Origin of the sequence: Streptomyces sp. NPDC057617 (assembly GCF_042800555.1) — a bacterium.
Taxonomy (GTDB): domain Bacteria; phylum Actinomycetota; class Actinomycetes; order Streptomycetales; family Streptomycetaceae; genus Streptomyces.
Map to the genome: position 1 here is coordinate 239139 of NZ_JBHVGV010000001.1, position 23929 is coordinate 263067.

A 23929-nucleotide genomic window follows, 5' to 3' on the forward strand; every position below is an offset into this window, starting at 1 on the left:
CCGTGCCGAAGTATCTCGCCCGCCGGCTCGGCCAGAGCCTGCTCACCGTCTTTCTCACCCTGACCACGGTCTTCCTGCTGGTACGGCTCGCCCCCGGCGACCCGGCCGCCGCGTACGCGGGCCCGACCGCCACCACCGCCGATCTGGCCAGGATCCGTGGCGAGTTCGGACTGGATCAGCCACTGATCCAGCAGTACGGGATCTTCCTGCGCGATCTGCTCACGGGAAACCTGGGCACCAGCTACTCCTTCCGCGCCCCGGCCCTCGATGTGGTCCTGGACCGGATGCCGTACACGATCACCCTGGCCGTCGCCGCGATCGCCGTCACCGCCGTCGTCGCCGTACCCCTCGGAGTGTGGATGGCGCGCCGCGCAGACTCGAAGCGCGAACTGGGCGCCAATGTCCTCACCATCACCGGACAGTCCATGCCGGACTTCTGGACCGGTGTGATGCTGCTGACCGTGTTCGCCGTGCTGCTGCCGGTGCTGCCCGCCTCCGGCTTCACCTCCTGGAGCGGTCTGGTCCTGCCGACGGTGACCGTCGCCATCCTCCAACTGGCCCTGATATCAAGGCTGGTACGGCGTGAGATGACCACCGCCCTCAACTCCCCCTATATCACCGTCGCCCGTTCGCGGGGCTTCTCCGAGCGCGCGCTGACCTGGCGGTACGCGCTCGGCAACTCGGGGGTGCCGCTGATCACCGCCATCGGCACCCGCTTCGCCGCGCTGCTCAACGGTGTGGTGGTGGTCGAGGTCGTCTTCGGCTGGCCCGGTGTCGGCTCGCTCGTCGTCCGCGCCCTGGAGACCCGGGACTATCCGCTCATCCAGGCCACCGTCCTGGTCACCGCGACCCTCGCGATCCTTGTCCAGCTTCTCGTCGACCTCGCCTACCCGCTGCTCGATCCGCGGGTACGCCTCGGAAAGGCGGCCTGATCATGACCACCGCCCTGCGCAGCGCCGCCTCGTCCGGCGCGCCGTCCTCCGGCTCCGGCGGCAGGCCGAGCACGGTCACCGCGCGCGATCTCGCCCGGGCCACCGCGACCCGGCAGCGGCGCGGCGCCCGCTTCAAACTCTGGGCCGGCACCGTGTGCACCGCCCTCGTCGTACTCCCGGTCGCCCTGGCGCGCGTACTGCCGCTGCCCGGCGCCGACGCGCAGGACCTGTCCGAGCGCCGGCTGCCGCCGCTCAGCGACGGGCATCTGTTCGGTACGGACCAGCTCGGCCGCGATCTGCTCTCCCGGGTCCTGCACGGCGGCCAGGTGTCCCTGACCGTCGGGATCCTGGCGGTGCTGGTCTCCGGGGTGATCGGGATCGCGGCGGGCGCGGCGGCCGGGTTCTTCGGCGGCTGGGCCGACACGGTCGTCTCCCGGCTGCTGGAGGCACAGCTCGCGCTGCCCCTGCTGATGATGCTGCTGCTCGTGGTCGCTCTGTTCGGGCCTTCCGTGACCGTCATCACCTGTGTGATCGCGGTGGCCCAGTGGCCGGAGGTGGCGCGGCTGACCCGCTCCCTCGTCCTGGTGGAGCGCGAGAAACCGTATGTGGCCGCCGCCCGGGTGCTGGGACTGCGCGGCTGGTCGGTGCTCGGCCGCCATGTGATCCCCAATGTGGTGCGCCCGGCGAGCCTGGTCGTTCTGCTGCTGCTCGCCCAGGCGGTGCTGCTGGAGAGCGCGCTGAGCTTCCTCGGGGCGGGCCCGCAGCGGCCGTTCGCCACCTGGGGGCGGATCATCTCCGACGGCCAGGACTACATCACCACCTCGTGGTGGCTGGTCACCCTGCCGGGGCTGGTGATCGCCCTGCTGGTGGTCGGCGTCAATCTGATCGGCGACGGGCTGCGCGACCGTACCCGTACGACACGGCTGCCGCGCGGAGCGCGCACACCGCGCGGTGCCCGCGCGGGGAAGGGAGTCTGAGCCATGGCCACGGACGTGTCGCCGCTGGACGGCGTTCCGCTGCTGGATGTCGAGAACCTCCAGATCGAACTCATCACCGCGCACGGAGTGATCCGCGCCGTCGACGGGGTGAGCTTCACGGTGGGCGAGGGCGAGACCGTGACCCTCATCGGCGAGTCGGGCTCCGGCAAGTCGACCACCGCGATGGGGGTGCTGCGGCTGCTGCCGGAGGGGCTCGCGGTGCTGGCGGGCTCGGTACGGATCGCGGGGCGGGATGTCGTCGCCGATCCGCGTGCCGCCCGCGCGCTGCGGGGGCGGACGGTGTCGCTGATCCCGCAGGACCCGATGACGGCCCTCAGCCCGGTGCACACGATCGGCCGTCAGCTCGGGGACGCGCTGCGGCTGCGGCATCCGGGGCTGTCCCGCGCCGAGACGAGGGAGAAGGGTACGGAGCTGCTGGCCCAGGTCCGTATCCCCCGGCCGGAGACCCGCTGGAAGGCGTATCCGCACCAGTTCTCCGGCGGCATGCTGCAACGCATCCTGATCGCCGTGGCACTGGCGGCCGAACCCCGGCTGCTGATCGCCGACGAACCGACGTCCGCGCTGGACGCGACGGTGCAGGCGGGCGTCCTCGATCTGCTGATGGAGCTACAGGAAGTGGAGGGGATCGGGATGCTGATGATCACCCATGATCTGGGGGTGGCCCGGGTCGTCTCCGACCGTATTCATGTGATGAAGGAGGGCAGATTCGTGGAATCGGGCCCCGCCGGCACGATCGTGGACCGGCCGGCCGAACCGTACACCCGCGCCCTGCTGGCGGCGGTCCCGCGCCTGGGCGCCTGGGACGAGGACGGTCTGACCGGGGCGGTGGCCCGATGACCGAGCCATTCAGCGGTCCGGTGGCCGAGCCACGCGGTGGGTCGGTGGATCGGCCACCACATGGTCCAGTGGCTGAGCCACTGCTCCTCGACGTCAAGGATCTCGTCGTCGAGTACCCCACCGCCCAGGGTCCCTTCCGTGCCGTGGACCGGGTGAGTTTCCAGCTTCCGCGCGGGGGTTCGCTCGCCGTGGTCGGGGAGTCGGGGTGCGGCAAGTCGACCCTCGCGCGGGCCCTCGTTCGGCTGCTCAAGCCCGTCTCCGGGCGGATCGTCCTCGACGGTACGGACATCGCGACGCTGTCCGAGCGCCGGCTGCGCCCGCTGCGGCGGCGGGTGCAGATGGTGTTCCAGGACCCGTACGGCTCACTGGACCCGCATCTGACCGCCCAGCAGATCGTGGCCGAGCCACTGCGCCTCTCGGGTGTCGGGGACCGGGCCGCCCGTGCCCGGCGTGCTGCGGAGCTGATCGACCGGGTCGGGCTGCCGTCCTCGGCCCTGCACCGCAGACCGCCGGAGTTCTCGGGGGGCCAGCGCCAGCGGATCGGGATCGCCCGCGCCCTCGCGTCCCGCCCCGATCTGCTGGTGTGCGACGAGGCGACCTCCGCCCTCGATGTCTCCGTACAGGCCCAGGTGCTGGATCTGCTGCGCGAACTCCAGGCCGAGACCGGGATCGCCTATCTGGTCATCGCCCACAACCTCGGAGTGGTCCGTGAGATCAGCACCGAGGTGGTGGTGATGCGCTCCGGCCGTATCGTCGAGACCGGGCCGACCGCCGCCGTACTGGCCTCACCGGCCGAGCCGTACACCCGGGCGCTGCGCCGCGCGGCTCTCGACCCGACCACGATCCGGGGCGTCAAGCCCCGGCATCTGCTCACCACCACCGCACGGGAAGGCACTCGTTCGTGACCACCGGCATCGACCTGCCGCATGTCCCCGTCCCGCTCTCGCGTCTGGTCCTCGGCACCATGACCTTCGGCGACACCGTCGACCGGGCGGGCGCCGCCGCCATGGTGGACACGGCGCTGGACGCGGGCATCACCGGTATCGACACGGCGAACGGCTACGCGGGCGGCGAGAGCGAGCGTATCCTCGCCGGCCTGCTGCCGGGCCGGCGCGACCGGATCGTCCTCGCGACCAAGGCCGGGATCCCGCACCCCGACCAGGGCGACCACGCCCCGCTGTCGGCGGCCGGGATGCGGGCGGCACTGGAGGGCAGTCTCAAGCGCCTCGGCACCGACCGCGTCGACCTGTTCTATCTGCACCAGCCGGACCGTGCCACCCCGCTCGCCGAAACCCTTTCCGCCATCGCCGAGTTCGCGGCCGAGGGGAAGATCCTCGCCCTCGGTGTCTCCAACCACGCCGCCTGGCAGATCGCCGAACTCGTGCGCACGGCGGGGGAGGTGGGCGCGCCACGGCCCGTCATCGCCCAGCAGCTCCACAATCTGCTGGCGCGCCGGCTGGAGGAGGAGTACGTCGAGTACGCGGCCGTGACCGGGCTGCGCACGATGGTCTACAACCCGCTCGGCGGTGGTCTCCTGACAGGCCGCCATACGTTCGGGCAGACGCCGGAGTCGGGCCGGTTCGGCGATTCGCGGCTGGCCGTGATGTACCGGGAGCGCTACTGGGACGAGCGGCTGTTCGCCGCCGTCAGCGACCTCACCGGGATCGCGCGCGAGGCGGGCATCCCCCTCACGGACCTGGCGCTGCGCTGGCTGCTCGGCCGGCCCTCGACCGACGCGCTGCTCCTCGGCGGCTCACGGACCGAGCACCTCAGAGCCAATATCGCCGCCGCAGAGGCGGGCCCGCTGGAGCCCGGGGTGGCAGCGGCGTGCGACGACGTCGGCGCGCGGCTGCGCGGCCCTATGCCGGCGTACAACCGCTGACACCGGCCGCCTCCGACCCCGCACCCGGCCTGACCTCGGTCCCTGCCTCTGCCCGTGCCCGCACCCGACCCGCCCCCGGTCCCTCGCCCCGCGAGCGCCCCGACCCGAGCACCGACTCCCGGCCGAAGACGACCACTTCACCGCCCAGAAGGAGCCCTTTCATGACCCGCGCCCCGTCCGGTACGCCCGCCGCCTTCGCCACCGCGCTGCGCGCCCGCGAACGGCTGATCGGCTACTGGTCCGTCCTCGACTCGCCGGTCTCCACCGAGCGCATCGCCCGCCTCGGCTACGACTACGTAGCGCTGGACGCCCAGCACGGTCTCCTCGCGTACCAGGGCATCCTCGCGTCCCTCACCGCCATCGACACGAAGGGGAGCACGGCCGTCGGTCTGGTGCGTGTCGAAGCCAATGACCCGGCGCCGATCGGCCGTGCCCTCGACGCGGGGGCGGCCGGGGTGATCGTGCCGCTGGTCGACACGGCCGAGGACGCGGCCGCCGCGGTGGCGGCCGTACGGTACCCGCCGCTCGGCCGCCGCTCGTACGGCCCGATGCGCTCGGCCCTGCGGATCGGGCCCGTCCCGGCGGAGGCGCACGCGCAGACGGTCGTTCTCGCGATGATCGAGACCGCGGACGGTCTCGCGAATGTGGCGGAGATCTGTGCCACCGAGGGCCTGGACGGCGTCTATGTCGGTCCGTCGGATCTGCGGATCGGCATCGGTGGCGCCTCTCCGAGCGATCCGGCGGTGAGTGAGCGGTTCGAGGCGGCGCTGGTGACGATCCGCGAGGCGGCGGCCGCCGCCGGAATCGCGGCGGGCATCCACAACGCGGACGGCGCGAGCGCCGCCAGGCGGCTGGCCGAGGGCTTCACCTTCGCCACCGTGTCCAGCGATCTGGTCCATCTGGAGCAGGCCGCGGGCCACCATCTCGCCGCCGCCCGCGCCACGGGACAGGCCCAGTGACCACAACGCCGTCCGCGTCCCCGGCCCCCTCCGCCGACGGTGTGCTGCGCCCGCACCCCTCGCAGCCGGGCCGCGCCGAAGCACATCTGCCCGCGCCCGCCGTACAGAGCCATGCCGCGAATCTGACGGTCCTGCCCGGCGGCGATCTGGGCTGTGTCTGGTTCGCCGGTACGCAGGAGGGCGTCGCGGACATCTCCGTATGGTTCTCGCGGCTGGCCCAGAACGGCGACACCTGGTCCGCGCCGGTACGGCTGTCCGGCGATCCGGCGCGCTCCGAGCAGAATCCGGTGCTCTTCCCCGCCCCGTCCGGCGAGCTGTGGCTGCTGCACACCGCGCAACGGGCGGGCCACCAGGACACCGCGGAGGTGCGGCTGCGTATCAGCGGGGACGGCGGCGCGAGCTGGGGTCCCTCCCGGACGCTGTTCCCGGCGACCGCCGACGGCGGTGTCTATGTCCGCCAGCCGGTGACCGTCCTGCCGTCGGGGCGCTGGCTGCTGCCCGTGTTCCGCTGTGCGACGGTGCCGGGGCGGCGGTGGTCTGGCGGCGACGACACCAGCGCGGTCATGGTCAGCGAGGACGGCGGGCGTACCTGGGAGGAGCGGCCGGTGCCCGGTTCCACCGGGCTGGTCCATATGAACATCCACCCCCTGGGGGACGGTTCGCTGGTCGCGCTCTTCCGCAGCCGCCGCGCGGACTCCGTATACCGGAGTACGTCGGACGACGGAGGGCGCATCTGGACGGAGCCGAAGGCGCTGGCCGTACCGAACAACAACTCCTCGCTCCAGTTCGTCCCGCTGGACGACGGCCGGCTCGCCCTGGTGCACAACCACAGCAGTGCGGCGGACGCCACCGAGCGGCGTGTGTCGCTGTACGACGAGATCGACGACGAGGGCCTCGGCAGCGGCAACGGGACGAGCCGTCCCGCCCCGGACAGCGGACCGGACCTGGACGGCGGCGCCTTCTGGGGTGCGCCGCGCGCCCCGCTCACCCTCTCCGTATCGTCCGACGGCGGTCTGACCTGGCCGGTCCGCCACGATCTGGAGACCGGCGACGGCTACTGCCTCACCAACAACTCCCGCGACGGCCTCAACCGCGAGCTGTCCTATCCGTCCGTGGCCCGGACCGGCGACGGCACCCTGCACATTGCCTTCACCCACCACCGCCGCACGATCAAACACCTCCGGCTGAGCCCGGACTGGACCGCCCGGGAGCTCGGGAGCTGCCGCCCGGTCCATGACATACAGGTGTGACATACGTGGTGACGTACTTCTGATGTGTTTTTCCGGAAAACAGTGTTTCACCGGCACGAGCTGCGTAATGTCGGGCTCCTCGCGCCGCTGTCTTGTGCGGCGCCCTCCCTGAACAGGACGTATTCCTTCATGCCCCGTGCCCGCATAGCCGGCGCCGCCGCACTCGCTGCGGCGGCAGCCACCCTGATGATGTTCCCCGGACAGGCGCAGGCCGCCGGATCCGTGTACATCACCAAGATCTGGTACGACTCCCCCGGCTCGGACAAGAGATCCAACGCGAGCCTCAACGGCGAGTGGGTCCAGATCAAGAACAGCACCACCAAGTCCGTGAGCCTCAAGGGCTGGAAGCTCACCGACGCCTCCCGGCACGTGTACACGTTCAAGACGTTCACGCTGAAGGCCGGGAAGACCGTGACCGTGAAGACGGGCAAGGGCACCGACTCGGCCGCGACGGTGTTCCAGCAGCGCGCCGCGTATGTCTGGAACAACGACAAGGACAAGGCCACCCTGACCAGGTCCACGGGAGCGGTGCACGACACCTGCTCGTACAACTCCACGCGGTACGACTACAAGAACTGCTGACGACAAGAACTGCTGACGACCGGACCGTCCGGAGACTGCTCCGGACGGCGGGCGGGACACCGTCGCGGGGAATATCGCGGCGGTGTCCTCCGCTGGCATCCGCATGAGCACTCTCGCACTGATCGGCAGTGGAAACATCGGCGGCACCCTGGCGAGACTGGCGGTAGCCGCCGGAATCGATGTGGTTCTCAGCAATTCGCGCGGGCCGGAGACCCTCTCCGGTCTGGTGGCGGAGCTGGGCCCCCGGGCGCGGGCCGCGACACCCGCCGAGGCGGCCGAGGCCGGTGACTGGGTCGTGGTCAGCGTCCCGCTGAAGAACTACCGCCAGGTACCGGTGGCGCCCCTGGCCGGGAAGGTCGTCCTCGACACCAACAATTACTATCCCGACCGCGACGGGCGGATCCCGGAGCTGGACGCGGAGGAGACCACCACCAGCGCTCTGCTCCAGGACCACCTTCCGGAGTCGAAGGTCGTCAAGGCGTTCAACAACATCTTCTTCAAGCATCTCGCCGCGCTGGCACGGCCCACCGACGCGCCCGACCGCACGGCCCTGCCGATCGCCGGTGACGACGAGGAGGCGAAGGCCTCCGCCGCCCGGCTGATCGGCCTGCTCGGCTATGACGTCGTGGACGCGGGCCCGCTGGCGGAGAGCTGGCGGTTCCAGCGCGACGCCCCGGCCTATGTCCTTCCGTACGCACAGGACCTTGAGGGTCTCGGGATCTTCAACGACCCGGGCAGGAGCGCGGACACCGACACGGTCCGTACGGCCCTGGGCGAGGCCAAGCGCGGCTGACCGCGCGGCCGGCAGAGAAACCGAGCGCCGCCGGGGCCGGTCCCGGCGGCGCTTCCCTGTTCCCGCCCGTCCGCCGTACCGCGTTCCCGTCCCGTATCCCCTCCCCTGCCGCGTCCCGTCCCGGATGCCTCCCGAATCTCCCGGGAACCAGCCGTCGCCCGCGCCCGACTACTGACAAGGAGTGGACAACAGGGCACGGATCACGGGCCGTCGGGGCCCAGAAAGCGGGCAGGACGGTTGAAGTGGTACGAGGACGACTCCCTCTGGTCCGACTTCGCGCCCACGATGTTCTCCCAGGACCGCGCCGAGCAGGTCGCGGGCATCGTGGCGGATTCGCCACTGCTCGACTTCGGGCCCGGCGCCCGGGTGCTGGATCTCTGCTGCGGCCCCGGGCTCTTCCTGGTGCCGCTGGCCCGGCGCGGATACACCGTCACCGGTGTCGATCTCAATCCGTCCATGCTGGAACGCGCGGAGACGGCCTGCGCGGAGGCCGGAGCCGATGTGCGGCTGGTCAAGGCGGACATGCTGGACTACGTCGAGCCGGGATCCTTTGACGCCGTGCTCAATGTCTTCACCTCCTTCGGCTACTTCGACGATCCGGACGACAATCTGCGCGTCCTGCGCAACGCCCGCGAGTCCCTCGCCTCCGGCGGCCGGCTACTCGTCGATGTGATGGGCAAGGAGGTCCTGGCGGGCTGGATCGGCCGCCCGCAGGCGGTGGACCTGCCGGACGGTTCGTATGTCGTGCAGCGCGACACCGTGCTCGACAGCTGGCGCCGGCTGCGGACCGACTGGACGCTGGTGCGCGGCTCGACTGCCCGTACCGCGTCGATCAGTTCGTTCCTCTACAGCGCCGCCGAACTCCACGACCTCTTCGTGACGGCCGGGTTCACGGATGTCGAGTGCTTCGGCGGCTTCGACGGATCCGGTTACGGTCCGGGCTCGCGCAGGCTGATCGTACGGGGGATCCGGAAATGACCCGGGCACGCATACACGAGCACATCACCGACGCCATGAAGGCCCCCGACCTGATCAGGCTCGGCGGCAACACCGTACTCGCCCGCTTCGAGACGATGAAGGTGTACGCGGCGCTGGGCGCCGTCCGTACGCTGCTGCGGCGCGGCCGTATCGTCCCCGGACAGACCCTCATCGACAGTTCGAGCGGGATCTACGCGCTGGCGCTCGCGATGGCCTGTCACCGGTACGGGCTGCGCTGCCACATCGTGGCGTCGACGACTGTCGACTCGGTGATGCGCGCCCAGTTGGAGATCCTCGGCGCGACGGTCGACCAGATGCCGCCGTCGGAGAGTCTCCGGCTCGACCAGGAGCGGCGGGTGCGGCATGTACGCGAACTCCTGGCCCGCAGACCGGACTTCCACTGGATGCGGCAGTACCACGACGCCGTGCACTACGCGGGATACCGGGAGTTCGCGGAGCTGGTCGCCGAGGCGCTGCCCGAAGGGCCGCTGACGGTGGTCGGCGCGGTCGGTACGGGAGCGTCGACGGGCGGACTGGTACGGGCACTGCGCGGCTCGGGCCGGGCGGTACGGCTGGTGGGGATCCAGCCGTTCGGGAGTGTCACCTTCGGCAGTGAGCGGTTCACCGACCCGGAGGCGATCATCGCGGGCATCGGGAGTTCCATCCCCTTCGAGAACGTACGGCACGAGCTGTACGACACGCTCCACTGGGTGGACTTCCGGCATGCCATGGCGGGCGCGGTGGGTCTGCTGCGCGAACACGCCGTGTTCGCGGGGCTGTCCACCGGGGCAGCGCATCTCGTCGCGGGGTGGGAGGCGGACCGGGATCCCGGCCGGCAGCATCTTGTCATCGGCGCGGACACCGGACACCGGTACGCGGAGCGGGTGTTCGCCCGGCACGCGGAGGCGCTGGACAGACGCGCCCTGCGGCCGCGCCGGATCCGGGCGCTCGACGAGCTGCGGCCGCCGTGGTCGGTGATGGAGTGGGAGCGCCGCCCGCACAAGGAGCTGGTGGCGGCGGACGTCGGCGCCACCGGATCAGCCGGAGCCGGTGGGCCGGCCGGGCCGCTCGGGCCGGCCGGATCCATCGGACTGGAGAGCGGATCCGGTGCCGCGCCGGAATCCATGGCACATGGGGAGCCGTCATGACCATCGCCGCACTGGAGTCGCTGTCCTTCGGGCTCGGCAGAATGGCCGCCGCCGCGACCGCCGCCGGGCACGGGCTGACACTGCTCACCGGTGACCGCACCGTGTACCGGCACGAGCTGGACACCCTGCCGGACGGGGCGCTCACCGTCGTCGATGTCGACACCTCCGATCCGGAGGCGACCCGGCGTGCGCTCGCGGCCGTCCCGGGTCTGGCCGGTCTCATCAACACCACGGACACCTGGAGCGTTCCGGCCGCGGATCTCGCGGCCGAGCTGGGGCTGCCGGGTCCCGATCCGGCCGCGGTACGGGTGCTGCGCGACAAGGCCCGGGTGCGCGGGCTGCTGCACGGCGCCGGACTGAGCAAGGGACCTGCCGTACCGGTGCGGTGGGGCGACGGCCCTGGGAACACCGCAGCCGACCCCGCCGCCGAGGTGCTCCGTACGATCGGGCTCCCCGCCGTCCTCAAGGACTCCGCGGGCACCTCGTCCCGCAACGTCTGGATAGCGAGAAACCTGGAGTCGCTGCACGCCGCGCTCGTCGAGGCCCGCCAACGCGCCTTCACCGGCGAGCTGTTCGCGGAGCCGTTCCTCGCCGGGCCGCTCTACAGCGCGGAGACCCTGAGCTGGGCCGGGGAGACCCGGCTGCTGGGGGTACTCAGCCGGCAGACCTCGCGCGAGCCCGCCGTACGGGAGGAGGCCGCCGCTTTTCCGGTCGCGCTGCCGGACGGGGAGCCGGCCGAGATCGAGGAGTGGGTCGGCCGGGTGCTGAGCACGGCCGGTCACGACAGCGGCTTCGCCCATGTGGAGTTCATCCTCACCGCCGAGGGCCCCCAACTGGTGGAGATCAACCGGCGGATCGGCGGGGCCCTGGTCGGCGAGGCGCTGTGCCGGTCGATGGGCGTCAATGTGTACGAGGCCATGATCGACACCGCGCTGGGCCGCCGCCCCGGGCTGCTGGACGCGGCGCTCGAACACACCGGCCCCGCCAGCGGATTCGTCCTCGTCTACCCGGAGCGGACCGGTGAACTGACGGGCTGGCAGGGGCTCGACGGGCTCGGGGCGTACCCGGGGGCGGTGCGCTGGTATCCGGTGAAGGCGCCGGGCGACACCATCGCCACCGTGGCCGACCAACGGGGCTGCACCGGGATGGTCCTGGCGGAGGCGGCCACCGCGGAGCTGGCGCTGCACCGGGCGGCGAGCGCGGCGGCGGGGGTGCGTCCCGTACTCGTGGCCGACGGTGGGCGGTGAGCGCGAGGCCGGCGGACGGGACCGTACGAGCGTCCCGGGGCCAAGTGCCCCCGGGCGCCGGGCGGGCGGATGGCGGCCCACCGGGCCGCAGTCGTTCCTGCTGGCCTGTTCGTTCCTGATCACCCTGGGCAGCTTCGCCGTACTCCCCTATATGTCGGTGCTGCTGCACCAGCGGCTGGGGCTCGGTCTGGGCACGGTCGGGGCGGTGCTCGCCGTGGCCTCGCTGGTGCAGTTCTCCGGCGGGGTGGTGGGCGCGGCGCTGGCACGGCGGATCGGGCTTCGGGCCACCATGCTGGTGGCGCTGGCCGTACGTACCGCGGGGTTCGCGGCGTTCGTGCCGGGACTGGGCAGTCCGGCGGTCGCGGTCGGCGCGCTGTTCCTGGTGTCGTGCGGGGCGGCGCTCTATCTGCCCGCGAACAAGGCGTACTTGGTGGAGGGCGCGAAGGAGTCGGAGCGGCCGAAGCTGCTGTCGGCGAGCGGTTCGGCGTTCAACGCGGGCATCGCGCTCGGGCCGCCGGCCGCGGCGCCCTTCGTACTGACGTCACCGGGCGTGCTGTTCGCGGGCGTCGCGGCGCTGTTCGCGGCGGTGGGCCTGGGACACGCGCTGCTGCCACCGGTCACCGGGCCCGCTGTGGATCCGGCCGCGGAAGGCACTTCGCGTACCGGCCGGGAGCACACTGGCCGGGGGCATACCGGCCGGGAGGCGCTGCCCTTCGTGGTCACCGTGCTGAGTGTGTATGTCTTCATGTTCTTCCAGCACTATCTGGCGCTCTATGCCGTCCCCCGGACATCGGCGTCGTTCTACGGCGCGGTGCTGATGGGCTACGCCTGTCTGCTCGTTGTCGCGCAGCCGCCGCTGTCGGAGTGGATCGCCGGGCTCGCCTACCGTACGGCGATACGGGTGGGCTTCGGCGCGATGGCCGCCGGAATGGCGCTGATCGCGGCCGGGGGCCATCCCGGCATCGGCGCGGGCGCGGTGCTGCTCTGCCTGGGCGAGATCGTCCTCTTCCTGAAGAACGATCTGGAGGCGCTGGCCAGATCCTCCGCACCGCCGGCCACGGTCTTCGGCAGACAGCGGCTGGCGGCCGGAATCGGGGCGTTCGCCAGCGGGGTGGCGGGCGGTCAGCTCTACGGGGTCGCGGAGGACATGGACCTGGTCCCGGGCTTCTGGCTCGCGGTGTCGCTCCAGAGCCTGGTCCTGCCGGTGCTGCTGATGAGGGTGGCACGCCGCCGGGGCCTCTCGCGAGAGACCCCGGACGAGCGCCTCTGACACGGGAGTTATGGCGAGAGTACGGCCGGGGCGCGGCCGGGAAGGAGACTCAGAGTCGCCGTGTCCGGCTGCCAGACCGAGGTGAGGTCCCGGCGGGCGCGGGCGACCCGGGACCGTACCGTACCGACCGGGCAGCCGGCGGCGCTGGCGGCCTCCGCGTACGACAGACCCAGTAACTGGGTCAGTACGAACGCCTCCCGCCGTGACGGGTCCATCGCGTCCAGCGCGTCGAACACCGCGACGCTCTCGTCGAAGCCGGGCAGATGGCGCGGCTGCGCGCGCTCGGCCGCCGTCTGCCAGTCGGCGGTGTCGGCGACCCGGGGCCGGGCGGCCGCGCTGCGGTAGCGGTCGACGACCACACACCGCGCGATGGACAGCAGCCAGGTGCGCGCGCAGGAGCGGCCCGCGAACTTCGCCAGGCTGGTCAGGGCCCGCAGATAGGTCTCCTGGGCCAGGTCGTCGGCGCCGGGCACATCGGCGCTGAGATGTGCGACGAACCGGCGTACGTCGTCGTAGGTCGCGCGCACGAAGCGCTCGGCGGCCTCGCGGTCACCGGTGCCTGCGGCCAGCGCCCATGCGGTGATCTCGCCGTCGCGGTGGGCGGATCCGACGGTGCGCGGGTGTGCCGGTGTGGCAGTGGGCATCGCATTCGGTCCTTAGCGTCCTCGCGGCGCCGCGCCGGATCGGGCGGGGCGCCATCGGTGGCCGGCTCACCGCCGGGGGGAGCGGCGGATCACCGGCATGCCTGTGAACAGGCACGCGTACGTGCCTGAGGGACCCTCGGCCGCGGCGGAACCGGACCCGCGCGCGCCGAAGCACACCCGGGACACCGGAGTGTCCGGGCGTGGGGGCGCCTTGCGGGGTGCGGCCGGAGAGTCAGAGGAAGGACAGGAGCGGTGGCGGCCCCCGGCGGGAGATGCCGTACAGCACGACGAACCGGCGCGGGCGACAGGGCCGGTACGGTACGGGGCTCCGGGTCCGCGGCGGGCGCGGTGCGGCGGCGGACAGCACCCGCCAGGCGAGCCGCAGCGGGGCACTGACGAACAGGGCGAGCGAGCGCCCGAGTTGGAGGACCGCCGCCTCTCCGCGCCACAGCCACCAGCCGCACAGCAGCCCCGCCACCAGGTGGGCGAGGGCCATGCCGGAGGTCAGGGAGTGGCCGTCGAAGGCCAGCAGGAGCGCCGGAAGATCCGCCGCCCCCTCGGCCGTTCCGGCGTGGGCGTGCGCCGCCGCCGTACCCGGACGCCCCATGCCCGGCATGGCCATGGCCCGGGACTCCGTGGCGTCCGGCAGGAAGACATGGGTCCAACTGAACAGGGCGTGCAGTACGACCTGTCCCACCGTGCTGGCGCCGACAATCGCGGGGGCACCGCGCTCACGTCCCGCCAGCCACCAGCCCACGGCGCCCGTGACGACCAGCGCGAGAGCCGGGGCGGGCCACGGCAGCGGGGTGTCGGACTGGAGGGCGTGACCGAGCCCGGACACCGCTACGCACACGGCCGCGAACACCACGGCGCGTGTGAGACGGAGTGGGGGCCCGGCTCTCATGACTGCCATCGTGTCACTCGTGACGCAGCGTCGGAAAAGGGCAGGTGACCCCCAATATTGTGATCCATGTCACAGGAAATCGCCGGGAACTTTCCGGGTCCGGCACCCGACTCCTGGGGTAACCCGCCGAAGCCACCGAGAAGGCCGCCCTGATGAAGCCGTCCCCCGCACCCGCCGCACCCGAGCCGGCGGACCCGCCCGCCGCCACGACCGCCCAGGCCGATAACGCTGCCGCTGCCACTACCCCTGACGCTGCCGCTGCCGCGACCGGCGCGGACCCGTCGTCATCGTCATCGTCATCGCCGTCGCCGTCGTCAACGTCCAGAGTCACCCTCAGATCCGATCTCAGAGCGTCGATACCGGACGGTCTGATCGCCCTGGCCGTGACCGCGGCCGTCTTCGCCCTGCTCTACGCCCGTATCAAGGCGAAGACCTCCTCGACCGTGACCGTGATGCCCTTCATGGCCGACGCGGGCGGCTTCTGGATGTACTTCCTCAGCCAGGCCTTCGGCTGGGCGGCGCTCCTGTGGGCGTGGGGCACGGTCGTCCTGGGACTGCTGCTCTCCGGGCCCCGGCCGGCCCGGCTGCCGCTGTCGGCGCAGCGTCTGGAACGGCTCCACCGGACGACCAGCCTCAATACGATCGCCCTGATCGTCGCCCATGCCCTGTTCTTCGCCGCGGAGTTGGTACGGCACGACACCTCGGGCTGGCTCTCCCGGCTCTGGTCCGCCTTCGTCGAGTCGTTCGTACCGGGCGGCTACTCCTCGGGTACGGGCCAGATCGCCATCCCGGTCGGCCAGGCGGCCCTCTATCTGGCCGTCCCGCTCGGGCTGCTCTTCTACGTCAGGCACCGCATCGGCCCCAAGACCTGGCGCGTGCTGCACCGGTTCGTGATCGTCGTGTACGTGCTGAGCGTGTGGCACACCCTGCTGTACGGCACGAACGTCTGGTACGACGGCTGGTTCCGGACCTCGGTCTGGCTGCTGCAACTGCCCATCGCCGCACTGCTGCTGGCACGGCTGCTGCGGCCCGCGCGCCGTTCCGAGCGGCTGTCGGGCCCCGGCGCGGGCACCGGCCCGCGCGCGGTCTGGGGGCTGCGGCTGGGCGGGCGCCTGGTGGTGGCCGGGGTGGTCGTCGCGCTCCTCGCTGTGATCGTCAGCGGGCGTGACGGCGGGCGTACGGTTCCACCGGCCGACACCTCCTCCACGCACAACCACGACTGAGCGGGACGCTCCGGGCCGGCACCGGGGCGGAACGGCCGGAACCGGCGCGGCCGTTCCGGACGTTTCCCCAGGGGACGGCGTACGGAACGGAATGGAACGGGCGGGCGGTGGCGATGGCCGAGTTGGTCCCCGGAGGGAATCTGCCCCTGCCGGACACGGCGCTGACGGTCGAGGTGCCGGGCCCGTTCGATCTGTCGCTCCTCATCACGGACGACAGCGGAAAGGTCGGCGGGGACGGCGACTTCGTCTTCTACAACCAGCCGTCGGCCCCCGGCGTCCGGCTGTACGAAGGCCGCGCCGAGCTGGACCCGCGGCGGCTGCGGCCGGGAGCGACCCGTGTCACCGTGGTCGTCAGCCCCGCCGATCCGGGCACCGCGCTGGGCCGCCTGCCGCTGCCGGTACTGACCGTACTGACGGTACGAGGGGGCGGCGGGCGGACCGTACTGGCCCGCTTCACCCCCGCGCGCCCGGCGCACGAGAGGGTGCTGCTCCTGGCGGAGATCTACCGCCGTGGCCCGGGCTGGAAGCTGCGCGCACTGGGGCAGGGGTACGCGGACGGACTGGCCGGAATCGCCCGCGACTTCGGTGTGGAGGTGACCGAGGAGCCGGCGACTTCGGCCCCGGGAGCCGTCGGCCGGGCCGACATCTCCGGTGGACGCGGCGCGTCCGGGCCACCGGGCCGGTCCGGCGCGACCGGTCCGTCCAACGAACCCAGGGCGCTCGGCAGAGCCGGCATACGCGGCCTCCTGGGCGGGCTCGGCGGGGCCGGCCGGGTCGGCGGGCGCGGCCCATCGGGACCACCGAGCTGGTCCGGTGGGCGCGCCGGAGCATCCGGCGCGTCCGGTACGCCCGGCCTCGCCGGGGTCTCCAACCTGCCCGGCGGTGCCGGGGAGTTCGGCGAGCTTGTCCGGGATGTGCGGCTGCGGGCCGGGCTGCCCGCCGTCGTGCTGGACCGACGGCTCTCCGGCGCCGCCCGGGCCCATGCCGCGGTGATGGCCGGGCAGCGGCGGCTCGGGGCCGAAGGCGCGGACGGGGTGTCCGTGTTCCAGCGGGTCACCGCGGCCGGTTACCGCTATATCCGGATCGATCAGCACCTTGTCTCGGGGCCCCGTACGCCCGGCGAGTTCGTGGAGTACTGCCTCAGCGGCGAGCGGACCCGGGAAGCGCTGTACGATCCGGCGCTCACCGAGGCCGGTGTCGGCCAGGCCGTCGACAGCCGCTCGGGCGATGTCTACTGGACGGCGTTGTGGGCGTGCCCCTTCACCTCGGACGGGCTGGTACGGACGGCCGCCGAGGTCGTCGCCCTCACCAACGCGGAGCGGACCGCCGCCGGGCTCCGGCCGCTGGCCGATGACCGGCGGCTGGCGTCGGCCGCGCAGGCCTACAGCGCCGACATGGCCGCGCGCGCCTTCTATGCGCACACCTCGCCCGAAGGGCTGGAGCCCTGGGACCGCGCGGCGGCCGCGGGCGCCACCCACCGGGGCATCGGCGAGAACATCGCGTGCGGCCAGCGGAGCCCGCGCGAGGTGGTCCGGGGCTGGATGAACAGTCCGGGCCACCGGGCCAATATCCTCAAACCGGACTTCACCCATATCGGTATCGGCTTCGCGGGCGGCGGCCCGGCCGGCACGTACTGGACGCAGCTCTTCGGCCAGGCCTGACCGCCACCGCTGCCGCACCGCCCACCGCACCGCCACCCGCGCAAGCTCCCCGCCCCGGGCCCTCAGCCCGACCGCACCGCCGTGGTCGTGAAGGTGCCCCCGCAGACGACCGGCAAGTCCGTACGGAGCGTCATGGCGTCCTTGGACCCCGGCGGATAGATCCTCAGCAGGGCGGGAACGGGCCAGCAGGACGTCCCGTTGATGCCCTTGTTCAGGGTGTGCAGGGTGACATCCGCGGTGCCGCCCGGCGCCAGCCGTACCGCGGGAAGCCGCTCACCCTCGCGAGTGGCGGGACGGCCGATCATGGCACCGTCGCCGGCCAGGAGAGAGACGCCCGGGAAGCCCAGCAGGACGCAGGCGGCCGGCCCCTTGTTGATGAGCCGCAGGTCGTAGCGGATATTGCCCGCGCCCGCGTCCGGCGCGCTCAGACTCAGCTCGAGCCGGTCGGCCGTACACCGCGACGCGGACAGCGCCGAAGGGGCGGACAAAGGCGAAGGGATCGGAGAAGAGGCGGAGACCGAGGGCACCGGTTGGTCCGGGCCCGTGGACGCCGAGGACGAAGACGCCGGAGGCGTGCTCGGTGGAGCCGGTGTCCCCTCCGTACCGCCGGTCCGCGGCACGGTTCCCGAGCTGGACGCCCCGGAGCCGGAGACCGGGTCCGCTCCCCCGCCGCACGCCGCCGTACCGAAGCCGAGCGCGATCACCGTGGCCGCCACCGCCGCCCCACGGGCCGCTCTGCGGATCCGTACCGGCCGTCTCCCCGCGGCCTCGCCGGCCGGTGTCCTGGAGCCATGGAAGAGATCGGACATACGGTCCACCTGCCCATCGACGACGCACGGGTTCCCGCCGTACGTATACCCGGAATGGCGGCACCACCGACGCCATGCCCCCGCTTATCTGGCGGCGCCCGCCCCGCCGGCAAGCCCCTCGCTCACATCTCCGGGGTTCAGGGGCGCCTCGGCGGCCAGGGGTGTCGTCTCGGGCACCGGCCGGCTGTGCGGCCAGGGCCGTACGAGCAGCAGGCCGAGGGTGATCCAGACATAGGCGTTGGCGCCGAGGAAGGCGCCGAGACCGGTCGAGTCCCAGCGCCAGAGCCACACCACGCTGCTGCACAGGATCACGTACAGCACCGCGCACACCGCCAACAGGGCCCGGCGCTCCCGCTGTTCGCGGCGCAGGGCGCTGTCCGTCAGGACGACGAGGGCCGGGATCACCCAGACCAGATGGTGGACCCAGGTGACCGGGCTGACCAGGCAGGCGGCGAGCGCGGTCAGGGCGAATCCGGCGCGGTCGTCACCGTCACGGACGGCGGCGCGGGCGCGGTACGCCCAGAGCGCGAGGACGGCGAGGACGCAGGCCAGCCAGAGCGCACGGCTGGGGTGGTCGGGCTGGAGGCGGGCGAGGACGCCTTGCAGGGACTGGTTGGAGACATAGCTGAGCGAGCCGACGCGGTCGGTGTTCCAGAGGGCGTCGGTCCAGAAGATACGGGTGGCACCGGGGTCGATCAGGGCGGCGAGCAGCGTCGCGCCGCACGCCGTGCCCGCCGCGATGCCGGCCTGCCGTCTTCGGCCGGTGATCAGCAGATAGAGGATGAAGAGAGCGGGGGTGAGCTTGATCGCGGAGGCGAGGCCGATGCCGATGCCCGCGTACCGGCCGCGTCCGGTGGCCAGCAGCCGGGCGTCGGTGAAGACCAGGGCGACGAGCAGCAGGTTGACCTGGCCGAAGCTGAAGGTGTCGCGGACCGGTTCGAGCAGCGCGAACATGCAGGCGGCCACGACGAACGCGAACCACCGTACGGAGCAGACGCGTTGGATGAGCGGGCCCACGAGCCAGTGCAGCAGCAGCACCGACGCGGCCACGCTGAGCGTGATGCTGATGCCGACGGCGACCGGCCAGGAGACCAGGGCCATGGGCAGCATGGACACGGCGGCGAACGGCGGGTAGGTGAAGCCGTAGTGGGTGCCGGGCACGAGGTAGTCGTAGATCCGGCCCTCGTGATGGACCCACTCGCCGACCGTGCCGTAGTAGACACCGACGTCGAAGAAGTCCCGGTGCAGCGGGACGGTCGCGAGGAAGACGGCGGTGGCCACGACGAGGCACACGGCTATGGTGATCCGCCCGGCGGGACTCGCCAGGGCGCGGCGCGGGCCCCTCATGAGGCGGCCTGCGTCCGCGAGGGCACACCGCCGGGGGCGGACATCTCGAACATCCACCAGAGCGCGAGCAGCGCGAGCGCGCCGCCGCCCACGGCGAGGGTCAACTGCATGCCGTCCGGCGGATATCCGCTGGGCAGCAGGCCCAGGGCGAGGACGCCGCTGCCACCCGCGGCCCAGCGCCGTACCCGCCCGTCCGGCGCGGCGGCGGCGATCAGGAACAGGCCCCAGATCGCGTACCACGGCCGGAAGGCCGGGCCCAGCGCGAAGAGCGCGAGCAGGGAGAGGGCCAGGGCGTACACCGGGCCGAGACGGACCCGGCGCAGCCACAGGAACCCGATGGCGACGGCGGTGGCCAAGAGGCCGAGCCACCGCCACGCCGGTACGGCCAGATCGGCGAAGCCGCTGCCCACGGAGTCCAGCAGGGCGCCGCTGAGCCGGCCGAGTCCGCTGGTCAGTGACCAGTTGTCGGGTGATACGGGGGTGCTCAGCGCGGTGAGCCAGCCGTAGCCGGTGCCGGTCACGGCGGTCACGGCCGCTGTGGTGGCGAGGGCGATGGCGCAGGTCAGGGCGGCGGCTCTGAGCGTACGGGCGCGTCCGGTGAAGTGGCCGGACCACAGGACCACGACCGCGAGCAGTCCGAGCGCCGCGGGCGCCTTGACCAGGGCGCCGAGGGAGACGAGGAACGCGGCTCTGGCGGGCCAGCCGCCCAGCGCCGCCACAAGTCCGGCGCCGAGCAGCCCCAGCATGAGGGCGTCGTTGTGGGCGCCCGCGATCAGATGGAGCAGGACGAGCGGGTTGAGCGCGCCGAGCCAGAGGGCGGCGGAGCGCTCCACCCCGCAGCGGTCGGCGAGCAGCGGCAGGAAGGCGATCATCAGTCCCACGCCGAGCAGTGCGACCAGCCGCATACCGAGGATCCCGGCGGACATGTCGACATGGGCGAGGTCGGCGGCCTTGGCGGCTGCGGCGAGGAACACCGGGCCATAGGGCGCCGGGGTGTTCTGCCAGACGGGGGCCACTTCGGTGGCGAGCGGACCGCCGAGCTGCGCGGGTCCGTGGGTGTAGACGTCGATCTGCGCGTCGACCATGGCTCCCTGGGCGAGATAGCTGTAGACGTCCCGGCTGAACAGGGGCGGTCCGAGCACCAGGGGTGCCGCCCAGGTGCCGAGGGTCAGCAGCAGGGAGCGCGGTGTGGGGGGCCGGGGGCCGCGTACCGCGCGGCCGAGCCACCACCAGGCCGCGATCAGCAGGACGAGCCCGAAGTACGCGCAGAGCACGCCCAGCGCGGCGCGGCCGGAGGTGGGCAGGAGGGCATCGCGTACCGGCAGGGCGCCCGCGGTCAGGCCGCCCACGGTGAGCGCTGCGGAACCCGCGAGCCCCAACGTCCGGCATCGGTTCGGGTCCACATCCGCGTTCAGGGCGAGCATCTGTGGAGGCTTGCAGGAGGTGGTGGCCGGAAGGCGACGCCCCCGCCACCGGCCGGTGGCCTACGCATAGCCACCGCCTTAAGTCCGTACGGGAGGGGCGCCCGGGAGGTTTGGACCGGGAGGGGCGGGCGGGGCGGGAGGGACGTTCGGGAACGGGAACGGGAACGGGAACGGGAACGGGAACGGGAACGGGAACGGGAACGGGAACGGGGACTGGGCTGGGAACGGGGATGGGCCCCGGGGTCGCCGGGGCCCATCTCACTGCGTGGGTCTGTCACTTGGGGTCAGGCATCCTTCGCGCGTCAGCGCACTCGCCGTGCGCTGAACTGGTTCACCCAGTACTTCGTACGGTCGAGATAGGCGTTCTCGGCATCGGCGCCGGTCCTGCCGTACGCGCCCGAGAAGGTCTGGTAGCCGAAGCCGCCGGGCGGTGCGGACGAGGCCGGCTCGATGGAGCTGCCCTCGTGCCACTCGTTGAAGGAGGTGACGGAGACCCAGGTGGGCGATCCGCCGATGGCGGGGTCGAGCGCGTTGTTCCACTCCTTGTCGTATGTGGCGCCGTTGGCCCTGCCGAGGGTGGGGGTGGTGTTGCCCGGTACCGCGCGGTCGTCGATATAGCCGGGGGCGACCGAGGGGGCCCAGATCAGTCCGTTCGCGCGCGCGTAGTCTCCGGCCTGCTTCCAGCCGGGGGCCGTGGCGCCCGCGATGCCGTCATAGGTGTAGAGCCCCGAGAAGTGCGCGATCTTGCTGGTGTCGGTGGTCTGTGCCAGGACCGAGTTGGTCTGGGTGACCTGGTCGAGCGCCGCCCAGTCCGTGATCCTCAGGCTCTCGAAGATGTAGAACGCGGGGCGGTTGTTGTGTTCGGCGTCGCGGTAGTAGGCGGGGTGGCTGCCGTACGTGGCGTTCAGATACTGGATGTCGGACACCACCGAGGCCGCGGTGCGGCCCGAGTAGGGCTCGATGTGCCAGGCCACCTTGATGCCTTCGCGCTGGGCCGCGTCGAGAACGCCCCTGGCGAGGGTGTCCTCGTAACCGCCCCTGCCCCACCAGCTGTAGACGATCACGCCGGCGCCGGACTGCTTGACCCACTTCATGTGCTGGGCGACGGCTCCGGTGTAGTCGCCGGAGTCGTACGCGCCGAGCTTCGGGTAGAGGTCGGCGCCGATGTCCTGCGGCGGGGTGCGGCCGCCCTGCTGCCAGTGGCGGTAGCTGCCGTATTTGGCGGGGCTGCCGTACCACGGGTAGTAGAAGAGATGGACATTGTTCGACAGAGCGGCTTTCGCCGGGGCATCTAACGCCGCCGGCCTGTCCAGCGTGAAGGTGTCGATGTCGAACAGGGAGCCCGCCCCGCCGGTGAAGGTGAGGAAGACCGGTCCGGTGGGTGTGCCGGCCAGCGGGGTGGAGAGGGTTCTGAAGTTCTCCCAGCCGCCGGTGTTCGGTACGGTCACCGAGCCGAGCAGTGGTCCGGTGGCCGAGCCGGAGCGGACCTGGAGGGTGCCGCCCGCGCCGCCGGAGGAGACCTTCGCGGTGAAGTTGGTGGCGCCGTTGAGGGACGCCTGGGAGTAGCCGGCCCAGTCGCCGTTCTCGATGTAGCCGAGGGTCCTGCCGCCGCTGGCCGAGGCGTGGTCGGCGGGCTGGACACCGGCGGACGAGGTGTACGACTCGCCCTCGTACGTGGACGGGGTGGGGTTGGGGTTGCCGCCGCCCAGCTCCTTGATCCGGATATTGCGGAAGGACACATCGTCACCGGTGCCGTGGTTCTGGATGCCGATGTATCCCTGCTGGAGGGAGCGCACGGGGTCGGTGTTGGTGAAGTCATTGATCTTCACACCGTTGAGGAAGACCTGGAGCCGCTCCCCCTCCACCCGGATCTCGTACGTGTTCCACGCCCCCGGCGGGTTGAGTGCGCCGTCCCGGGCCGCGAGGTCCGCCGACTTGAACCCGTAGATGGAGCCGGTGGTCTTGTCCGGGGTGTCGGTGGCGTCGATCTGGATCTCGTACCCCTGGTTCACCGCCGAGTTGGGGTCGGTGGACGAGGGGAAGCCCACGAACACACCGGAGTTGTCGTCCCCGGGCATCCGCCAGTCCAGCTTCAGGGAGTACGACTTGAACTCCTTGGCCTGGTACCAGTACAGCCCCATGCCGCCCGTGGAGGTGAGGGTGGCGTCGGTGTTGGTGAAGCTGCCGGGGCCCGCCTGCGACCAGCCGGTGGTGGAGCCGTTGTAGAGCGGGGTGTATCCGGTCTCCGCGCGGCAGTCGGCCTTGGCGAAGCCGGCCGCGTAGCGGATGCCGCCGAGCAGCAGGGAGCGGAAGGCCGGGTCGGCGTACGACTCGGTGGTGTGCCCGAGCCCGGTGTAGAAGGACCGGCCGTTGCCCTGCGGGTGGCACCAGGTGATGGGGTGGTCACCGCTCATCTCCCCGCCGCTGTAGCTGCCTTCGTCCAGGCTCTGGAGCACATGGACATTGGCGCGGGGGTTGGTGCGGTAGTTGTACCACTCGTCGGAGCGCGACCAGGTCGTGCCGAGATGCGAGGTGGCCGCGTGGGTCCGGTCCTCGGTCTTGAGCGTGGCCTGCTGGATCGCGGGGTGGCTCTTGAACCAGGCGCCGACGATCCCCTCGTACTGCGGCCAGCCGTACTCGGTGTCGGCCGCCGCGTGCACCCCGACATAGCCGCCGCCACCGTCGAGGTACGACTGGAGGGCCGACTGCTGGGTGTCGTTGAGCACGTCGCCGGTGGTGCTGAGGAACACCACCGTCTTGAACTGGGCCAGATTGGCCGTGGTGAAGGCCGCGCTGTCCTCGGTGGCCGTGACCGTGAAGTTGTTGGCCGCGCCGAGGTCACGAATGGCCTGGGTACCGGCCGGGATGGAGTCGTGGCGGAAGCCCGCCGTCTTGGAGAAGACGAGGACCTTGTAGGCCGGGTCGGCGGCCTGCGCGGTCACGGCCGGTGTCAGGAACGCCCCGACGAGCGCGAGCGCGACCACGAAGGCCGAGGCAGCGGCCGACGGGAGCCGGCGTAGCTGATGAAGCATCACTGTCCC

General features: G+C 71.9%; 21 protein-coding genes. 15 read left to right on the forward strand and 6 right to left on the reverse strand.

Annotated features, from left to right (window positions below):
* The first annotated feature begins 2 nt into the window (after positions 1-2).
* The 13 genes from ACFU9P_RS01025 (at position 3) to ACFU9P_RS01085 (ending at position 12876) form a co-directional block, all read left to right on the forward strand.
* Positions 3-932, forward strand: coding sequence for an ABC transporter permease (locus ACFU9P_RS01025; protein ID WP_046505504.1), 930 nt, complete (start codon positions 3-5; stop codon positions 930-932).
* A gap of 2 nt (positions 933-934) precedes the next feature.
* Positions 935-1909 carry an ABC transporter permease gene (locus ACFU9P_RS01030; RefSeq protein WP_384076841.1) on the forward strand — a complete coding sequence of 325 codons (975 nt, stop codon included), beginning with the start codon at positions 935-937 and terminating at the stop codon, positions 1907-1909.
* Between the two features lie 3 nt (positions 1910-1912).
* Positions 1913-2767 (forward strand): ABC transporter ATP-binding protein, encoded by an 855-nt coding sequence (locus ACFU9P_RS01035; RefSeq protein ID WP_376381937.1) that lies wholly within the window; start codon positions 1913-1915, stop codon positions 2765-2767.
* 68 nt (positions 2768-2835) lie between these two features.
* Positions 2836-3672 carry an ATP-binding cassette domain-containing protein gene (locus tag ACFU9P_RS01040; RefSeq protein ID WP_384076845.1) on the forward strand — a complete coding sequence of 279 codons (837 nt, stop codon included), beginning with the start codon at positions 2836-2838 and terminating at the stop codon, positions 3670-3672.
* On the forward strand, positions 3669-4649 hold the full coding sequence (locus ACFU9P_RS01045; protein ID WP_384076848.1) for an aldo/keto reductase: 981 nt from the start codon (positions 3669-3671) through the stop codon (positions 4647-4649). Before ACFU9P_RS01040 ends, ACFU9P_RS01045 begins: the two co-directional genes overlap by 4 nt.
* Positions 4650-4810: 161 nt before the next feature.
* Positions 4811-5608, forward strand: coding sequence for an HpcH/HpaI aldolase/citrate lyase family protein (locus tag ACFU9P_RS01050; RefSeq protein WP_384076851.1), 798 nt, complete (start codon positions 4811-4813; stop codon positions 5606-5608).
* Positions 5605-6858: an exo-alpha-sialidase gene (locus tag ACFU9P_RS01055; RefSeq protein ID WP_384076853.1), complete on the forward strand. Its 1254-nt coding sequence runs from the start codon at positions 5605-5607 to the stop codon at positions 6856-6858. Before ACFU9P_RS01050 ends, ACFU9P_RS01055 begins: the two co-directional genes overlap by 4 nt.
* A gap of 129 nt (positions 6859-6987) precedes the next feature.
* Positions 6988-7440, forward strand: a complete 453-nt coding sequence (locus ACFU9P_RS01060) for a lamin tail domain-containing protein (RefSeq protein ID WP_376381947.1) — start codon at positions 6988-6990, stop codon at positions 7438-7440.
* A 103-nt stretch (positions 7441-7543) separates the two neighbouring features.
* Positions 7544-8233 (forward strand): NADPH-dependent F420 reductase, encoded by a 690-nt coding sequence (locus ACFU9P_RS01065; protein ID WP_384076856.1) that lies wholly within the window; start codon positions 7544-7546, stop codon positions 8231-8233.
* A gap of 237 nt (positions 8234-8470) precedes the next feature.
* Complete coding sequence (locus ACFU9P_RS01070) at positions 8471-9211, forward strand: class I SAM-dependent methyltransferase (protein ID WP_384076859.1); 741 nt, start codon at positions 8471-8473, stop codon at positions 9209-9211.
* The gene (locus ACFU9P_RS01075; protein ID WP_384076862.1) at positions 9208-10359 is read left to right on the forward strand and encodes a pyridoxal-phosphate dependent enzyme; all 1152 of its coding nucleotides are present in this window, start codon (positions 9208-9210) and stop codon (positions 10357-10359) included. Before ACFU9P_RS01070 ends, ACFU9P_RS01075 begins: the two co-directional genes overlap by 4 nt.
* Positions 10356-11606, forward strand: a complete 1251-nt coding sequence (locus ACFU9P_RS01080) for an ATP-grasp domain-containing protein (RefSeq protein WP_384076865.1) — start codon at positions 10356-10358, stop codon at positions 11604-11606. The genes ACFU9P_RS01075 and ACFU9P_RS01080 overlap by 4 nt, the downstream gene beginning before the upstream one ends.
* 97 nt (positions 11607-11703) lie before the next feature.
* Positions 11704-12876 (forward strand): MFS transporter, encoded by a 1173-nt coding sequence (locus ACFU9P_RS01085; RefSeq protein WP_384077889.1) that lies wholly within the window; start codon positions 11704-11706, stop codon positions 12874-12876.
* An 8-nt stretch (positions 12877-12884) separates the two neighbouring features.
* Here ACFU9P_RS01085 and ACFU9P_RS01090 read toward each other — a convergent pair whose 3' ends face one another.
* The gene (locus tag ACFU9P_RS01090; protein WP_376381956.1) at positions 12885-13520 is read right to left on the reverse strand and encodes a sigma-70 family RNA polymerase sigma factor; all 636 of its coding nucleotides are present in this window, start codon (positions 13518-13520) and stop codon (positions 12885-12887) included.
* Between the two features lie 232 nt (positions 13521-13752).
* Positions 13753-14424, reverse strand: coding sequence for a hypothetical protein (locus ACFU9P_RS01095; protein ID WP_384076868.1), 672 nt, complete (start codon positions 14422-14424; stop codon positions 13753-13755).
* Positions 14425-14576: 152 nt separating this feature from the next.
* Here ACFU9P_RS01095 and ACFU9P_RS01100 point away from each other — a divergent pair, with 152 nt between their 5' ends.
* Both ACFU9P_RS01100 and ACFU9P_RS01105 read left to right on the forward strand, forming a co-directional pair.
* Positions 14577-15647 carry a ferric reductase-like transmembrane domain-containing protein gene (locus ACFU9P_RS01100; protein WP_384076871.1) on the forward strand — a complete coding sequence of 357 codons (1071 nt, stop codon included), beginning with the start codon at positions 14577-14579 and terminating at the stop codon, positions 15645-15647.
* A gap of 113 nt (positions 15648-15760) precedes the next feature.
* The gene (locus ACFU9P_RS01105) at positions 15761-17308 is read left to right on the forward strand and encodes a CAP domain-containing protein (RefSeq protein ID WP_384076874.1); all 1548 of its coding nucleotides are present in this window, start codon (positions 15761-15763) and stop codon (positions 17306-17308) included.
* A gap of 62 nt (positions 17309-17370) precedes the next feature.
* On the opposite strand, the gene ACFU9P_RS01110 is transcribed toward ACFU9P_RS01105, so the two are convergent.
* The 4 genes from ACFU9P_RS01110 to ACFU9P_RS01125 all read right to left on the reverse strand — a co-directional run bounded on the left by ACFU9P_RS01110 (position 17371) and on the right by ACFU9P_RS01125 (position 23920).
* Complete coding sequence (locus ACFU9P_RS01110) at positions 17371-18117, reverse strand: DUF4232 domain-containing protein (protein ID WP_384076877.1); 747 nt, start codon at positions 18115-18117, stop codon at positions 17371-17373.
* An 84-nt stretch (positions 18118-18201) separates the two neighbouring features.
* Complete coding sequence (locus ACFU9P_RS01115; protein ID WP_384076880.1) at positions 18202-19464, reverse strand: glycosyltransferase 87 family protein; 1263 nt, start codon at positions 19462-19464, stop codon at positions 18202-18204.
* Positions 19461-20888, reverse strand: coding sequence for a polyprenol phosphomannose-dependent alpha 1,6 mannosyltransferase MptB (gene mptB, locus ACFU9P_RS01120; RefSeq protein ID WP_384076883.1), 1428 nt, complete (start codon positions 20886-20888; stop codon positions 19461-19463). Before mptB ends, ACFU9P_RS01115 begins: the two co-directional genes overlap by 4 nt.
* Positions 20889-21190: 302 nt before the next feature.
* A complete protein-coding gene (locus tag ACFU9P_RS01125; RefSeq protein ID WP_376381970.1) occupies positions 21191-23920 on the reverse strand; it encodes a ThuA domain-containing protein in 2730 nt (909 codons plus the stop codon).
* Between the last annotated feature and the right edge of the window lie 9 nt (positions 23921-23929).

What these genes read in the sequence shown, in the direction of transcription:
- ACFU9P_RS01030 (WP_384076841.1), top strand. Translation starts at nt 935, where the DNA reads ATGACCACCGCCCTGCGCAGCGCCGCCTCGTCCGGCGCGCCGTCCTCC.
- ACFU9P_RS01035 (WP_376381937.1), top strand. Translation starts at nt 1,913, where the DNA reads ATGGCCACGGACGTGTCGCCGCTGGACGGCGTTCCGCTGCTGGATGTC.
- ACFU9P_RS01050 (WP_384076851.1), top strand. Translation starts at nt 4,811, where the DNA reads ATGACCCGCGCCCCGTCCGGTACGCCCGCCGCCTTCGCCACCGCGCTG.
- ACFU9P_RS01060 (WP_376381947.1), top strand. Translation starts at nt 6,988, where the DNA reads ATGCCCCGTGCCCGCATAGCCGGCGCCGCCGCACTCGCTGCGGCGGCA.
- ACFU9P_RS01065 (WP_384076856.1), top strand. Translation starts at nt 7,544, where the DNA reads ATGAGCACTCTCGCACTGATCGGCAGTGGAAACATCGGCGGCACCCTG.
- ACFU9P_RS01075 (WP_384076862.1), top strand. Translation starts at nt 9,208, where the DNA reads ATGACCCGGGCACGCATACACGAGCACATCACCGACGCCATGAAGGCC.
- ACFU9P_RS01080 (WP_384076865.1), top strand. Translation starts at nt 10,356, where the DNA reads ATGACCATCGCCGCACTGGAGTCGCTGTCCTTCGGGCTCGGCAGAATG.
- ACFU9P_RS01090 (WP_376381956.1), bottom strand. Translation starts at nt 13,520, where the DNA reads ATGCCCACTGCCACACCGGCACACCCGCGCACCGTCGGATCCGCCCAC.
- ACFU9P_RS01095 (WP_384076868.1), bottom strand. Translation starts at nt 14,424, where the DNA reads ATGAGAGCCGGGCCCCCACTCCGTCTCACACGCGCCGTGGTGTTCGCG.
- ACFU9P_RS01100 (WP_384076871.1), top strand. Translation starts at nt 14,577, where the DNA reads ATGAAGCCGTCCCCCGCACCCGCCGCACCCGAGCCGGCGGACCCGCCC.
- ACFU9P_RS01105 (WP_384076874.1), top strand. Translation starts at nt 15,761, where the DNA reads ATGGCCGAGTTGGTCCCCGGAGGGAATCTGCCCCTGCCGGACACGGCG.
- ACFU9P_RS01110 (WP_384076877.1), bottom strand. Translation starts at nt 18,117, where the DNA reads ATGTCCGATCTCTTCCATGGCTCCAGGACACCGGCCGGCGAGGCCGCG.
- ACFU9P_RS01115 (WP_384076880.1), bottom strand. Translation starts at nt 19,464, where the DNA reads ATGAGGGGCCCGCGCCGCGCCCTGGCGAGTCCCGCCGGGCGGATCACC.
- mptB (WP_384076883.1), bottom strand. Translation starts at nt 20,888, where the DNA reads ATGCTCGCCCTGAACGCGGATGTGGACCCGAACCGATGCCGGACGTTG.
- ACFU9P_RS01125 (WP_376381970.1), bottom strand. Translation starts at nt 23,920, where the DNA reads ATGCTTCATCAGCTACGCCGGCTCCCGTCGGCCGCTGCCTCGGCCTTC.